14 protein-coding genes and 1 tRNA gene are annotated in these 14,897 nt (G+C 44.5%); 7 read left to right on the top strand and 8 right to left on the bottom strand.

Features of this window, described 5'->3' with window-relative positions:
* The first annotated feature begins 55 nt into the window (after positions 1-55).
* On the top strand, positions 56-253 hold the full coding sequence (locus E5672_RS20095; RefSeq protein WP_136783224.1) for a type II toxin-antitoxin system RelE/ParE family toxin: 198 nt from the start codon (positions 56-58) through the stop codon (positions 251-253).
* Position 254: 1 nt separating this feature from the next.
* On the top strand, positions 255-560 hold the full coding sequence (locus E5672_RS16590; protein WP_136783223.1) for a helix-turn-helix domain-containing protein: 306 nt from the start codon (positions 255-257) through the stop codon (positions 558-560).
* A gap of 113 nt (positions 561-673) precedes the next feature.
* Here the strand turns inward: E5672_RS16590 and ubiK are convergent, their stop codons facing one another.
* Positions 674-925, bottom strand: coding sequence for a ubiquinone biosynthesis accessory factor UbiK (gene ubiK, locus E5672_RS16585; RefSeq protein WP_136783222.1), 252 nt, complete (start codon positions 923-925; stop codon positions 674-676).
* A gap of 112 nt (positions 926-1,037) precedes the next feature.
* Between ubiK and rep the strand changes: the two genes are divergently transcribed.
* On the top strand, positions 1,038-3,053 hold the full coding sequence (gene rep / locus E5672_RS16580) for a DNA helicase Rep (protein WP_136783221.1): 2,016 nt from the start codon (positions 1,038-1,040) through the stop codon (positions 3,051-3,053).
* Positions 3,054-3,264: 211 nt separating this feature from the next.
* Here rep and E5672_RS16575 read toward each other — a convergent pair whose 3' ends face one another.
* Positions 3,265-5,865: a bifunctional diguanylate cyclase/phosphodiesterase gene (locus tag E5672_RS16575; RefSeq protein WP_136783220.1), complete on the bottom strand. Its 2,601-nt coding sequence runs from the start codon at positions 5,863-5,865 to the stop codon at positions 3,265-3,267.
* 103 nt (positions 5,866-5,968) lie between these two features.
* The gene (locus E5672_RS16570; protein ID WP_014947775.1) at positions 5,969-6,376 is read right to left on the bottom strand and encodes a c-type cytochrome; all 408 of its coding nucleotides are present in this window, start codon (positions 6,374-6,376) and stop codon (positions 5,969-5,971) included.
* 264 nt (positions 6,377-6,640) lie between these two features.
* Between E5672_RS16570 and E5672_RS16565 the strand changes: the two genes are divergently transcribed.
* Positions 6,641-6,717: transfer RNA gene (locus E5672_RS16565), tRNA-Arg, on the top strand.
* A 292-nt stretch (positions 6,718-7,009) separates the two neighbouring features.
* Here E5672_RS16565 and E5672_RS16555 read toward each other — a convergent pair.
* Positions 7,010-8,353, bottom strand: a complete 1,344-nt coding sequence (locus E5672_RS16555) for a type II toxin-antitoxin system HipA family toxin (RefSeq protein WP_136783219.1) — start codon at positions 8,351-8,353, stop codon at positions 7,010-7,012.
* Positions 8,353-8,619 carry a helix-turn-helix domain-containing protein gene (locus tag E5672_RS16550; RefSeq protein WP_136783218.1) on the bottom strand — a complete coding sequence of 89 codons (267 nt, stop codon included), beginning with the start codon at positions 8,617-8,619 and terminating at the stop codon, positions 8,353-8,355. The genes E5672_RS16555 and E5672_RS16550 overlap by 1 nt, the downstream gene beginning before the upstream one ends.
* Before the next feature lie 348 nt (positions 8,620-8,967).
* Between E5672_RS16550 and nhaC the strand changes: the two genes are divergently transcribed.
* Positions 8,968-10,365: a Na+/H+ antiporter NhaC gene (nhaC, locus tag E5672_RS16545; RefSeq protein ID WP_136783217.1), complete on the top strand. Its 1,398-nt coding sequence runs from the start codon at positions 8,968-8,970 to the stop codon at positions 10,363-10,365.
* Between the two features lie 106 nt (positions 10,366-10,471).
* Here the strand turns inward: nhaC and E5672_RS16540 are convergent, their stop codons facing one another.
* Both E5672_RS16540 and E5672_RS16535 read right to left on the bottom strand, forming a co-directional pair.
* Positions 10,472-10,891 carry a YeeE/YedE family protein gene (locus E5672_RS16540; RefSeq protein ID WP_136783216.1) on the bottom strand — a complete coding sequence of 140 codons (420 nt, stop codon included), beginning with the start codon at positions 10,889-10,891 and terminating at the stop codon, positions 10,472-10,474.
* A gap of 21 nt (positions 10,892-10,912) precedes the next feature.
* A complete protein-coding gene (locus tag E5672_RS16535; RefSeq protein ID WP_136783215.1) occupies positions 10,913-11,338 on the bottom strand; it encodes a YeeE/YedE family protein in 426 nt (141 codons plus the stop codon).
* Between the two features lie 307 nt (positions 11,339-11,645).
* On the opposite strand from E5672_RS16535, the gene E5672_RS16530 reads away from it, so the two are divergent.
* Positions 11,646-13,406 (top strand): BCCT family transporter, encoded by a 1,761-nt coding sequence (locus E5672_RS16530; protein ID WP_136783214.1) that lies wholly within the window; start codon positions 11,646-11,648, stop codon positions 13,404-13,406.
* 174 nt (positions 13,407-13,580) lie between these two features.
* Complete coding sequence (locus E5672_RS16525) at positions 13,581-14,222, top strand: hypothetical protein (RefSeq protein ID WP_136783213.1); 642 nt, start codon at positions 13,581-13,583, stop codon at positions 14,220-14,222.
* Positions 14,223-14,271: 49 nt separating this feature from the next.
* On the opposite strand, the gene E5672_RS16520 is transcribed toward E5672_RS16525, so the two are convergent.
* The gene (locus E5672_RS16520; protein WP_136783212.1) at positions 14,272-14,520 is read right to left on the bottom strand and encodes a DUF2960 family protein; all 249 of its coding nucleotides are present in this window, start codon (positions 14,518-14,520) and stop codon (positions 14,272-14,274) included.
* Positions 14,521-14,897 lie beyond the last annotated feature (377 nt).

The raw sequence follows: 14,897 nt of genomic DNA, 5'->3' as shown, positions 1-14,897 counted from the left end.
GTATTTAAAACTCGTGCACAAACTATGCTACTAAGTGTTATGCTTTAGGTGTCGAATGGAATCTATACGCATATATAAATTGAAGTGGTTCAAGAGGTGGGCGAGTAAGGAAAGTTTTTCCAAAAGCACCCGCTCTAACATTAGTGGTAAAGAGATGAAGTCTTTAAAACTCTTAGCTAAAGAGCTACTAAACTACAGCGAGGAAAAGCTTAAGAAAGCCATTGATTCAGGTAGTATTGATGAGGTGAGATAACATGAAAGAAAGCATTTTAGATGTAGTACATAGTACTGCAAAAGATTTGAGCGAAGCCGGAGTAATGGATAAGCAGACTATGCATAAGTTTGATGCATTATGTTTACCCAAACTCAAGCAATATGACGCACAGCGGATAAAAGCAATCCGTGAAAAAGCAAGAGTAAGCCAAGCTGTTTTTGCTGCCTATTTAAATATCACACCATCTACAATCAAGCAGTGGGAGCAGGGGAACAAAAAACCTCGAGGTACTTCTTTAAAGCTTCTGAGCCTTGTTGAGCGCAAAGGTTTAGAGATCTTGATGTAACGTTTCTTTTGTTCTGCGCTTTTGCAAAGACAGAAGAGCATTTTTTAATTTATCGGTTTCAATAAAAAAACGCCATAAAGGCGCTTTTTGAGGTTTCTATAAGCTGTGAATAGCTATTTTTCTGCTAGCTTTTCTTCAAGTTCTGCAATGCGGCTTTCCATTGCGTCTAGCTTTTCGCGAGTACGAATAAGTACTTGGCTTTGAATATCGAACTCTTCGCGAGTGACTAAATCTAGTTTAGACAGCTGCGACTGCAATACCGCCTTTACTCGACCTTCGGCTTCTTCAGCCATGTTTTTAACGCCGGGTGGTACGGCATCAGCAATTTGTTTCGCTAAATCTTCGAGTTTCTTCGGATCCAACATGGAATTCCCTTATAATGCGCAGCTCAAAATGTGAAAGCTATTCTATCGGTATCGACACGACATGCAATGAAAACTGTGTCGCGCCCAAAATGTACGTTGTTTTAGGTATTAAATGAAACTAAATGAAGCTCAAGAATCTGCCGTAACCTATGTGTCTGGCCCGTGTTTGGTGCTGGCAGGGGCGGGCAGTGGTAAAACCCGTGTAATTACCAACAAGATTGCTCATTTAGTTAGAAACTGTGATATGCCGGCACGCTATATTGCAGCGGTTACTTTTACCAACAAAGCAGCACGTGAAATGAAAGAACGTGTAGCGCAAACCTTGGGCAAGCCAGAGGCGCGCGGGCTAAAAGTATCGACCTTCCACACCATGGGCTTAACCATTATTAAGGCGCATGTGAAAGATCTTGGCTTAAAGCCAGGTTTCTCGTTATTCGACGATAAAGACTCCTTTGCCCTGCTTAATGACCTAACGTCCGACACCCTAGATGGCGATAAAGATCAGCTTCAGCTATTGCAAAGCTGCATTTCGAACTGGAAAAACGACCTTATCTTGCCTGATGCGTTATTAAAATCAGCTACCAGCACAGGCGAACGAGAGTTTGCAGAAGCCTACAAGCGCTATCAAGACAATTTAAAAGCTTACAATGCGTTAGACTTCGACGACCTAATTCTATTGCCCACATTACTTTTAAAAAGTAGCGAAGCAATTAGAGCCAAATGGCAGAGCAAAATTCGCTACCTGCTGGTGGATGAATACCAAGATACCAACACCAGTCAGTACGAGTTAGTAAAGCTATTAGTTGGTGAGCGGGCGCGCTTTACTGTGGTTGGCGACGATGACCAGTCTATCTATTCATGGCGTGGCGCTAAGCCGCAAAACCTGCACCTGTTACAGCAAGACTTTCCGCGCTTAAACGTTATCAAACTGCAGCAAAATTACCGCTCGTCAGGCCGTATTTTGCATTGCGCGAATATTCTTATTCAGAACAATCCACACTTGTTCGATAAGACCCTCTTCTCTGAGTTGCAGTACGGCGAGCCGCTTAAAGTAATAGAGGCGAAGAACGAAGAACATGAAGGTGAACGGGTGGTGGCTGAATTGCTGGCGCACAAGTTCATGAACCGCACGCAGTTTAAAGACTACGCTATTTTGTATCGCGGAAATCATCAAAGTCGTATTTTCGAAAAGCTGTTAATGAGTAACCGCATTCCGTACAAAATAAGCGGCGGCATGTCTTTCTTTGGTCGCGCCGAAGTGAAAGACATCATGGCCTATTTACGACTTTTAGTGAATCAGGACGACGATAACGCTCTGCTGCGTATTATCAATACGCCAGGGCGTGGTATAGGCCGCGCTACGCTAGAAAAATTGGGTAACTTCGCCAATAGCTTGGGCGTGTCTATGTTTGAAGCGGCAACCCATCCTAACTTAAACAGCGTGCTGCCCGACAAAGCCTTTCACTCTGTTTCCACCTTTGCCCGCTGGGTAGTTGAGCTGTCGGACAATGCAGAGCGTGGCAACACCGCTGATGCGGTGCGCACCATGATCCGCACCATGGGCTACGAAGAGTGGCTATATGAAACCAGCGCCAGCCCTAAAGCTGCTGAAATGGCCATGGCAAACGTAAGTACCCTATTCGGTTGGGTGAACGATATGCTGGAAGGCAACGACCTAGACCAACCCATGACCTTAACTGAAGTGGTGAACCGCTTAATTCTGCGCGACATGATGGAGCGCGGCGAAGACGATGGGGAAGGGGACCAAGTTCAGTTAATGACTCTGCACGCCTCAAAAGGTCTAGAGTTTCCCATTGTGTTCTTAGTGGGTATGGAAGAAGGCTTATTACCGCACCAAAGCAGCATTGACGAAGACAACGTGGAAGAAGAGCGTCGACTTGCTTACGTAGGTATTACCCGTGCCCAGCGCGAGCTGATATTCAGCCTTGCCAAAGAGCGCCGACAGTTTGGTGAAGTCATAAATCCAGAGCCAAGCCGTTTTTTATTCGAGCTGCCGGCTGACGACGTACAGTGGGAAAATCAAAAACCGAAAGCCACTAAAGAAGAGCGCCAGCAAAAAGCACAGGTAGGCATTGCTAATTTAAGAGGCATCTTAGGGAAGAAGTAGTGGCACAGCCGTTATAGCTAAGTCGCTATTACGGCAACTGACAGCCCCGTTTCTATTAAATGCACAGACACTAGGCTGCCAAAAGTAAGAGTACACTCACCACAAGCACACCGGTAAAAACAATAGGAAGTTATATAGTTAATGGGTATTAGGTGTACAGTAATTTATAGGTGAAAAGGACTTGTAAGTGAAAGAGAGTTAGTACTTACTTTCAGCTGGCGAGCGATGTCATATCTAGCACTTTTGCGTGCTTTAAAATTTTACCCTGTCCATACGAACATTCAATTTCACTAAGGGCATCAAGTTGGGCTTGAGAGTCTACACCCTCTGCAATTACCTGAAACTTCAAATGCTCAGATATAAGCATTACTGATTGAATTAGCTTTAAATTGCGCTGAGAGCGAGGAAGTGACTTCACAAACCTGTGATCAATCTTTATAAAGTCGAAGGGATAAGCAAATAAATAACTAAGAGACGCTAAGCCGCTACCAAAGTTATCAAGCACAAGGGTTACCCCTGCCCGTTTAAGCTTTTTAATTGCCGGTAAAATAAACTGCGAACGGCGGTTTAGGTCATTTTCATCAAACTCAAACACTAGCTGGCTAGGCGTAATGCCAGATGACGCAATCACATCAATCATTTGATTAACCATAGAGGCCTGTAATAAATGATTGATCGACACATTAACCGCTATCTTATTGATAGGCTCATCAGTATTTTTGTAATAATTAAGCAGCTCGCACGCTTTGGTTAGCTGAAATAAATCAAGATCGAGCGTAAGGCCGCTGTGCTCAGCCACTTGCCTGAACTGCTCGCGAGCTATTTTTCCAAAGGCAGGGTGTGACCAACGAATATACATTTCTTTGTACAGCGTACTGTTGTCACTTAATTCAATAACAGGCTGCAAGAAATAATCAAATTCTTCTTCACGCAGCGCCCGTCGGAACTCGTTTTCAAGTTCAAGCTCTTCAATAAGCCTGTCGCGCATGCTCTTATCGAACATTACAAAACGACCGCGGCCAAGGGTTTTAGCCTGATACATAGCAGCATCAGCATCGCGTAATACTTCATCGGCGCTGCGATAATAGTTTTCTAAATGGGCTATTCCCACACTGGCGCCTGAATACATTTCACGGCCATCAAGTAAAAACGGCTCTGAAATTGATGAAATAATGCGGCTAGCTACTTCTTCTACATCGGCTTCATCTTCAAAGTTATCCAGCAGCACAACAAACTCGTCACCCCCCAACCGGGCTAACAAGTCGTGACCGCGAATACACAATGCAATGCGTCTAGCTACTTCAATTAAAAACTCGTCGCCAGCATGGTGGCCTAGCGTGTCGTTAATAACTTTAAAGCGATCTAAATCAATAAATAACACCGCAAACAAGTTCTCACTGTAGCGCTGTTTACTGGCTATAGCCAGCTCTAGACGGCTGGTGAACATGGCACGGTTAGGCAAATCTGTGAGCGAGTCGTGGTGGGCATCGTGAATAAGCTTAAGCTCAATCTCTTTACGCTCTTCAATTTGCTGTTTCAAAAACTTGTTTGCGCGGTTAAGTTCTGCGGTACGTTCTTTAACACGCTCTTCAAGTTGAACGTTATATCGCTGCATCGACTCTGTGTTGCGCTTGCGTTCAATTGCCACCGCTATATGGTGCGAAACGAAGCGAAGAAGCTCTTGGTCGCGGGCATTATATTTTGCCAGCTTGCCGTAGGTTTGAACCGCAATAACCCCCGCTATTTCGCCTTCAACAACAAGCGGTGAGCCAAGCCAAGAGTTAGCGCTATTTAGCATGGTCTGAGCAACAGAAACATCAAGGTCTCCTGACTCAGCCAGTTCTAACACCTTCGGCGGGTTTATCAGCTCTGCCTGGCCCGTTCGTAGAACATATTCGGTAAGCCCTAAACCGAGCGGCCTAGAACTAATCTCTTTATCTTTGGTGTCGCTGAAGTAAGGAAACTCCAGCATTTCTTTTTCTTTATCAAGAATCGCTATGTAGCAGTTCGGCGCACTAATAAGCCGGGCAAGAATATCGTGAAGACTGGCGTAAAAGGCATCCATATCGCCTTCAAGATTGGCCGCTAATTCAGAAATTTCAAACAGCGCCTGCTGTAGCGACTCTACTTTTTGGCGCTCTAGAATTTCTTCTTGAAGGTCGTCGTTAATTTTTCGAAGCTGGCGGGTACGTTCGCGAATAGTGCGTTCAGTAAGTTCTCGGTTTTTTACTCTATCTACAGTAGTAACAATATGCTGGGAAACAAAAAGCAGAACTTCTAAATCTTCTTGAGTGTAGTGCACGCCTTCATCGTATGTTTGCACTACCATTGCCCCAATCACTTGGCTACCGCGTTTTAAAGGAACGCCCAGTAGCTCATAAGGTTGAGAGCCTACTAACTTAATGTCGTGCTCAGAGGCAAAGGATTCTTCTTCGTCGCGTTTGTAAAAAAGGTAATTACCGGTTTTGAGAATGAAGCCGGTCATGCCGTCCATTAAAGATTCGGCCGGAAGCTGAGGAACGGTTTGTTCGTCGAATTCATCAATGAAATAGGCGAAATCGACAACGTTGCTTTCAGGTTCGTAAAAGGCGACAAAGAAATTGTCGGCGTTCATGAAATCGGCAATGATTTCGTGAATAGCAGAATAAAGGCGGTTTAAGTGACTTACAGAGCTGGCAAGTTCGGAAATATCAAAGAGCGCCTTCTGAACACGTTCAGCGCGCTTGTATTTGTCAGTGAGTTGTTGAAGCTGCGGTATAAGTTCGCGCAGTTCTTCTTCCGTCAACTCATGTTGCGTCAAATCTTGTGACATTCCGCTCGCCAATAAAAAAAGTAACGTTCCCCAACAGGTTAAATTACCCGATTAGTCGGTAAAACGCTACTTTTTCCATCAAGTTGGTGCTATTTATCAGGTATTAGATACCTTCAATCATGTACTCAATAGCAGCTTTAATTTCGTCGTCAGAACAGTTGCCACATGTACCGCGAGGAGGCATCGCATTAATGCCGTTTAGTGCATTCTGCCATACGCCGTCAAGGCCGCGCTCGTCTAGGCGAGGTTGCCAATCTGCAGCAACGTGAACTTTAGGAGCGCCCAGAACACCTGCAGAGTGGCAAGCTACACATGCAGAGTTGTAAACGTCTTCGCCAGACTTTGCGCCGCCAGCTGCGCCAGCGCTACCTTCTGCGGCTGCACCTGCAACGTGTACCTGACCTACCGGCTTAATGCGATCGGCAATTTCATCGTTACTCATTTCTTGTGCTTGTGCTGCAAATACAGTTAGCGCAGTAGCAGCAACAGTTAACCAAGTTTTTAATTTCACATCTGTCTCCAGGCAATGATGAATTTGTTTAAAATATAACTGGCCAGATTATAACGGTTAATTGGGGTTGAACAACTATTTGAAGCCAATTACCTATAAAAAGTAAGGATTTTTAACGGTTATGCCAAGCCATCTAAAGAGATTTTAATAAATGAGTTGAAGCGAACTCACGGCGTCAGTATTATTACGCCCCGTTTACAGCATACGTGTAATCGCGTATTCCTTGTTGTAGACGTTCGGTGATTATCTCACTGGTTCTACAAACCGCCCTTAGCTCAGCTGGATAGAGCGCGGCCCTCCGGAGGCCGAGGTCAGAGGTTCGAATCCTCTAGGGCGGGCCATTACCTTTTCCAAGATAGCGTTAACTCTTCTTGAACCATAGAGGCGGCTCTTGCTTGTTTTGCTATGTTGCCAAGCAGTTTTTTCGTGTATTCGACTTTGTTAATAAAACGCCAAATATAGCTAGTAGTAACGTAACCCTTTAAGTCTGGCCACTTAATAAAAAGCGTTAGTTAACTAATTAAAAATGGCGAGTTATGGGTTTAATGGTCAAATATGGTGTTTTATGTGTCAAATGATGTGTCTTTCTATTCTGCCCATTGAGAAAGACTTGATGAGTCCGTGGGTCTTTGCTTATTGAAGCATGTACGGCTTCTTAGACAGAGGATTTTCTAGAAAACTCGCTATTTTGCGTAAGCAGGTGAGTGTACGCTCGGCAATAATTTCACCAACATGCATGTCAAAAATCGTATTTGCTTGCTTGAAGGAGGCGTGTAATGCTGGCTCTACCTTTTCACTCAAATATGCCATGATAGCGAGGGTTTGTGCTTCAGGTATCCCTTGTTTTTTAGCGTGCTCAGGCCAGTGTCTGGCCAAAATTTCGTTCCACTTGTAATGTGTATTCTTACTGTGGACTTTCATTGCCATCTTTATTTTCTTCGCTTGAATATTTCCTTGTCCGAAGTATGGGTAAGCACTTAACACATCATAAATGGGTGTTAGTCGATAACCATCCTGATCTAATGCGATGCTAAAGTTTTTCCCATGTCCATCAATTGCAGCAAGTAGCCAAAATACAATTTGGACACGCAGAAATTCGAGTCTATCTTCGTATGCGTTTTTAGAACCAGATAGCAGGTTCATTATCTGCTGAGAGCCTGGGCCGCCCTTTTCCTCATACTTTGAACCGCTCACTTTCCCTAGCGCTTGACATATATCTTCTTGAGGAAGTCGGAAAATAGTACCTTCATCAATTCTGCGATCAAATCGTTCAACCACAAGTACTTTCTGATCTTCAAACTGTGCAATCTCACAATTTGCCACATTCAAACCGAGGTTTTTCATGAATGTTTGGCAGAACCATTCATTGTCTACACTCGAAGATAAGTTTATTCCTAAATTCTCGTGGTGAAGAATAGGAGGCTTTATTATGTGTGTAGTTGGCGTTGAAGCCTGTGGTTGACACCATTTATTTTCCCAAAGGGTTAGGGCTGTCTTTTCTTGTGCACCAGCAAGAGAAATTCTGAAATCATTTTCTGAGTTCATACCCAACATTTTATTAAGGCGAGTATTTCTAATGGTTTGTGCTACATCAGCGTCAGACAAAGGAGTAAGTGATAGCGAGGGAGCTTCTTGAGTGGTGGGCTCTGTTGTGAATGTGAGTGCTCCAACACAATCTTTGCCAATTTTAGCCAACAAGTCGAAAGGTTTGGCACTATCTGCACCTAAACGGTCTTTTATGTGTTCTCTTATAGCGCCTGTATCCGGTAGTAAGTTTTCAAAATAAGCATGTACGGCATCGCCCGTTATCTCTGCGTTTTGCATCGGCAGACTGAGAGAAATTGCACGGCCACCCTCAACTTCAAGCCATTCTGTGGTGTATTTAAAGCTCAAACGTCCTTTTTTTGAATAAAGCTCACCTACTGGAAACCCGTTCATTGAACAATAAAGTGTGCGGGTGTGTGATTTTCGTCCCATTAAAATCTCAGTGACTTTTTCGTAATTGCAGTTGCTGGTGCTGATACGTCAACGCTAGGTAATTTGCCAACACTAAACTCAAGGTTAAGTGCAGCACACAGTTTGATAAGCATCTCTACCGAGATTTTTTCAGGCTTGGTTTCACAATTTGAAACATCCTTTTGATACACGCCAATACGCTCTGCTAACTCGGCTTGAGTCCAACCTTTAAGTTTCCGACAGTCTCTAATTACAGCGCTTAAATCTTTCGGCGTGTTAACTTTCATAACGGTTTTTGTGCAAAATAATGAATAAACAAAGTTTATATCAAATATGGTATAAAACAAGTTTATACTTGAATTGGTATATTCTAGTTTTATACTAAATATGGTATATATGTGTTTTATACCATAGCTAACATATGATATTTAATCCTGCAGCGTGTGATTTAAGTTAAGCTTGAGTGCTGTGTGTTTATAGCACCTATACGCGCCTGCAAAAGAACAAAGCAGAAAGTCTGTTAAATAATCAGTTTCACTCCTTTTTAAAGCTTATCAAAGTCATTCCAACGCATAGCAAAGTCGTTATACTGTTTTTCACTACTTTCATTTTTCAAGCGGTTCAACAGGTCTTTCATGTCGCCTCAGACTCTACGTAACCCTAGTTTTGCTCAGTCACTGGTTTGTTTTAGCGTTATTGTTGCGCTAATAGCGGGTGGGTTGTTTGGCCTAGGTATTAGTCTACACGCACTTATATTTATGTGTTTACTGTGGGTGGGTATTAACGCGTTTAGTTTGGGGCACACATACCTACAAATCCGCGAATTAATGACCAGCGCATTAACCCGGGCCATGCCGGCAATTTATATCTTTATCCTTATAGGTATGGTTATCGCCAGCTTTATGCAAAGCGGCACTATCTCAACGTTAATTTATTACGGTTTAAGCTGGTTAAACCCTAGTATATTTCTAGCGGTGGGGTTAATTTTGTGTGCGGTCATGTCGGTAGCTACGGGCACATCGTGGGGAACCGTAGGTACTATGGGCGTAGTGCTAATGGGTATTGGCGCAGCCATGAACATACCACTGCCCATTGTGGCGGCCATGGTGGTATGCGGGGCAACCTTTGGCGATAAAATGTCACCGGTTTCTGATACCACTAATCTTGCGGCCATGAGTGCGGGCACCAACCTTTATCGGCATATGTACGCCATGTTGCTGACTACGCTGCCTAGCTTTCTTCTCAGCTTCGTTATTTTCTTGGTAATAGGGTTCAGCTACGCAAACCAAAATATAGATGTTGAACAGATAGTTGAAATTAAAGCAGCGCTTGCCAGCCACTATAACCTTGCACCCTATATAACACTGTTACCTCTAGTATTGCTTACAGTACTAAGCATTAAAAAAGTGCCGGCTGAAGTGACCATGTCGTGCAGTATTTTGCTGGCCGTCATCATCGCCATTTTCTATCAAGATACTAATACCATTATCGTGCTTAACGCACTGTGGGAAAACACCCCGCAAAATACGGGCATCGAGAATTTAGATGCGCTTTTAGGTAGGGGCGGTATCAGCAGTATGAGCTGGACGCTACTTCTTGCCCTAATGGCAATTGCATTAGGCGGCATATTACACGGCGCGGGCTTTTTAGCGGCGCTACTGGCGGGCATCATCGCGCGGGTAAAACGTACGGCAAGTCTAATTGCAGTGACCATAGCATCAGGTTTTTTAGGTAACCTAGCTATGGGCGAGGCCTACATCTCTATTATTCTAAACTGCCAACTGTTTAAACCAAAATATGAACAGCAGAACCTCGATACCGCCGTGTTGTCACGGTCGGTAGAAGAGGGGTCAACTATGACTACAGGCCTTATTCCGTGGACAACCGCCGGTGCGTTCTACTCTGCCACCCTAGGCGTAGACGTGCTCGACTATGCACCCTATGCCTTTTTCAACTATTTAAATGGTGTGGTTGCCGTTATCATGGCCGCATTGGGAGTAGGCTTATTGAAAGGGAAAACCGCAAAACGATAAGTCAGCTATTTTCACGTATGTAAGTGGCTGCCACGTTTACCACCCTTTAAGGGATAATTACGACTTTATCCCCGCTAGAGGATAAAGCCGCAAGGGTAGTTGTGTTTTAAGCCGCTTTTGGCTTCAACCAATGCTGCGCCAGCATGCCGACAATCATGGCACCTACAAACAACAGCACATCAGTTTGAAGCGAAGCAATCGCCACTACGGCAGGCCCTGGGCAAAAGCCGCTTATCCCCCAGCCAACGCCAAAAGCCGCAGAGCCCAGAATTAGCTTTGCATCAATGGTTTTGCTAGTAGGAATATCAAACTTATTCGCAAACAAGGGTTTGCTGCGCTTGCGCACCCAATACATGCCAGGTGCAGCCACTAAAATAGCGCCGCCCATTACAAAGGCTAGCGTGGCATCCCAATTTGCACTGAAATCTAAAAAGTTCAGCACGCGGGCAGGGTTGCTCATACCCGATACAATAAGGCCAAAGCCAAATAAAAGCCCACAAATAAGCGAGGCGATAATTGCTCTCATAAGAATATGCTCCTCGGTAATTTACAGGTGTCTGATGATATTCGTGGTCACAATGGCAGTTGCCATAAAGGTAACGGTTGCCACAATAGAGCGGGGCGATAACCGAGATAGGCCAGCAACGCCATGGCCCGACGTACACCCAGAACCAAGGCGCGTACCAAAGCCCACTAATAAGCCCGCAATTACCAACCACGCAGAGCTCATTTGAGTTTGAACCTGTAAATTGCCTACAAACACCATGTACAGAACGGCAGACAAAACAATGCCGGCAATAAAGGCTAAGCGCCAGTAACGCTCAGCGCCATGCTGAGTCATTGCGCCAGCGGCAATACCTGAAATACCTGCAATGCGACCAAGCGTATACAATAAAAGTACCACTGACGAGCCTATAAGCAGCCCACCTGCCAAACCGGCTAGCGGCTCAAATGGTGTTGTTGTCCAGTTCACTAATTCTTTCTCCTGAAACTTGCGAGGGTGCAAATTCTGCGGGTTAATATAAATTAAATCTAATATTTATAATGGTAAGTTAAAGTCACACAAATGTCTGTTAGTTCAGTCTTATAAATATGCTAAATCGTCGCTACCCACTTGCTTAACTTAACCTACCAATAACGCAATAGGCTATACGTAAAACCATGCTCCAACGCCACATCAAAACATGTATTCCTCAATTCTGATAAACTGTTTAACAAGATTGCCCGTTTAAAGCTTCAACGCATAAGGCATCGATAAAAAACAAAACAAAGGATCGTGTATGAGTAGTAATACCCGAGATGCGGCCTCACCCAAGGCCACCATTAAACAGGAAAGCGCATTTAGCGTTATTGATAAGCCAACCTTCTTTGGCTCTCTTATTCTTCTTCTTGCCGTCACCCTTCCTCTTATCATTTGGCCTGACCAGGGCGCACAATGGGTGGCAGCCGCCAAAGACTTCGTTACCAGTAAACTCGGCGTGTTGTATCTTTTACTTGGCGTAGGTGCTGGTGGCTTCATGGTTTACATCATGTTTAGCGACATTGGCCAAATAAAACTGGGCGAGCCTGAAGAAAAGCCTGAGTTCTCGCCCGTATCATGGGCGGCCATGCTGTTTTGCGCGGGTATTGGGGCGTCTATCTTGTATTGGTCAATGATCGAGTGGGTGTACTACTACCAAGCGCCGCCGTTTCACATAGAAGGCGAAACCCCCGAAGCTGCCAAATGGGCCGCAGCTTACGGCATTTTCCACTGGGGCCCACTTGCTTGGGCTATTTACCTTATTCCTGCGGTACCCATTGCTTACTTCTACTACGTGCGTAACCACAGCGTACTTAAAATATCCGAAGCCCTAATGCCGGTAATAGGCGAGAAAATGGCCCACGGCTGGCTAGGTAAAATTATCGATGTAAGCTTTATTTTCGGCATGTTAGGCGGCGGGGCAACAACGCTTGGCTTGGCGGCACCTATGATAAACGAAGGGGTGCACGAACTCTTTGGTGTGCCTAAATCACTCACTACCCAAGTGATTGTATTAATCACCTGCACCGCAATATTTGGCTACAGCGCCTATGTTGGCCTTAAAAAAGGCATTAAGCTACTGTCAGACATTAACTTTTGGCTGGCAGTTGGGTTGTTGCTGTTCATCTTTATTGTGGGCCCAACGTTGTTTATGGCGAACACAGGTTTAGATGCTCTGGGCCGAGTACTTAGCAACATTATAAAAATGGCCACATGGCTAGAACCCTTCGCAGAATTTAACGGTTTTGAAAACACCCACTTCCCGCAAGACTGGACCATATTCTACTGGGCATGGTGGCTGGTATTTGCACCAAGCGTAGGCTTATTTATAGCGCGTATTTCAAGAGGGCGCACCATTCGAACCATGGTGGCGGGCTCTATGTTCTTCGGCACCATGGGCTGCTTTTTATTCTTCATGGTAATGGGAAATTACGGCCTGTATTTACAGCTTTCAGGCGAACTAGACGTAGTCACCATACTTAACCAAGAAAGCCCAACAGCGGCTATTTTTGCCATGCTGCATACGCTGCCAATGGATTACGTGGTTATCTTTGTGTTCACTCTACTGGCGCTAATATTCACCGCCACTACCTTCGACTCTATTTCTTACATTCTGGCAGCGGTAGTACAAAAAGAAGTAGACGAAGAGCCACTACGCTGGAACCGCTTATTCTGGGCCTTCGCGCTTTCTTTCATGCCTATTGTGCTTATGTTTGTGGGTGGGTTAGAAACGCTACAAACCGCATCAATAATAGGGGGCGTGCCGCTATTAGCCGTAGCCTTAATGCTGTGTATTGCCATAGTACGGGCTGCTAATTACGACATGCGCTATCAGCCCGACTATTCAGTAAAAGAAATCAACATTGGCGAGTTCCCAGACGACGACCCTTGGAGCGAAGAGGGCACGTGGGATATTGATGAAGAAAGCGAGGAAGACGTGCCTATAGCGGCCAAACCTAAACCTCGTGAACCAAAAGATCACATTGAAGGCGATCCGCACAGCAGGCCGTCGCGGCTGTAGTTTTTAGTGGTTCAGTTATAAAGAGTGATTAAGCTGTACAGTAAAGCGCTGCCGATTGGTGGCGCTTTTTTCATTTTAAAGCCACACATTTCACTTTCACATAAAGTGCGCTGTGTTAACGTAACCAAGATTGAAAACACCCAAATAGCATTAACCATTCAAACAAGTAGCAGTATGTCAGTAAAGAATTATCAAAAATTCTATCAGCCCTTAAACGCAGTTCATTCGGCTGACTTTAATCGCTGTATTTACTGTGGCTGCGAGGCGGCCCGCCAAGACTTTATTCCGCCTATAAAATTCATTCACGACTGGCAAAGCGGACATCTACAGGCCGATTTCATTTCCGTACCTTCATGCAACGAATGCTTCGACCTGCTAAAAAACGAAAACAACGCCACGCTAGAACCTAGAGTTACCGTGTTAAAAAAGCTATTAGCAGAAAAGTACAAAAAGGCCATTAGGGTATATAACCACTGGAGCATGGAAGAAATAGAAGAAATGGATGCCGCATTTCAAATAAGCCTAAAAGGCGGCATGCGATTGGGTAAAGAAACCCTTTCACGCCTTCAATTTGCTGGGTTCGATTATGAAGTGAATGGGAGTATTACGCGGGTGACAAAACCACAGCGCGAAGCGTTTAAAGTATTCGATGAAGAATTTAGCAGCTTTAGAGAAGCACTAGCCTTTGCCAGCGCTACCTACAAAATAAAGAAAAGTCGGCTAAGCCAGCTTTATTTCGACAACGATGAAAGCTTTGATAAGGCGATTGAGGTTTTTCATGGGTTGGTTGAAGATCATCAATCAAAAGCTGATTGATGGCATTGCGCTTCGGTATCAGAGGTTTGAACCCTATCTGGCCCAATCATCATTCCTGACCGTTTTTTAAGAAGTACAATTCAGAAAACCCCATTTTTGCAAATTCGGCATCTCTGAAGTTTCTTACGGTTTTTTTGTCTTTACTGATAGCGGCAAGCTGCTGTTCAGTTTGCAGGAACTGGGAAAGATCTATTCCCTCAGCATCGGCCACAGCTTCATGCATATTTTGATGGAGGCTGTAAGAAAAATTTATCTCTTTTGCCACACCTTTAAATTTATAACGTACTTTATGGGCCATGTTCTACTCAGGTTGGTCGATGTAATTCAAAAACTGTTTAGCCGCTATTATAAACTCAATTAGTGCCAATGGTTACCGTATTAAGAAAAGCGGGTGGAAAAACACAGCGCGAGGTGTTCAGAATGTTCGATGGAGAGTTAAATAGCTTTAGAGAAACGCTGGCCTTTGCTAACGCTACGTACAAAATAAATAAAAGGCGGCTGAGCCAGCTCTGTTTCGATAATGGCGAAAGCTTTGATAGGCTAGTTGAGGTTTTTTATGGGGTGGTTGAGGGTCATCAATCAAAAGCTGATTGATGACTATGCACTCCGGAGGCAAAAGTTAGAGGTTCGAATCCTCTCGGGTGCGCCATTTTAAAAGGCTGTAGCCCGACTCTT

Origin of the sequence: Alteromonas portus (assembly GCF_005117025.1) — a bacterium.
GTDB lineage: Bacteria > Pseudomonadota > Gammaproteobacteria > Enterobacterales > Alteromonadaceae > Alteromonas > Alteromonas portus.
This window is presented reverse-complemented; position numbering and strand designations above follow the sequence as displayed.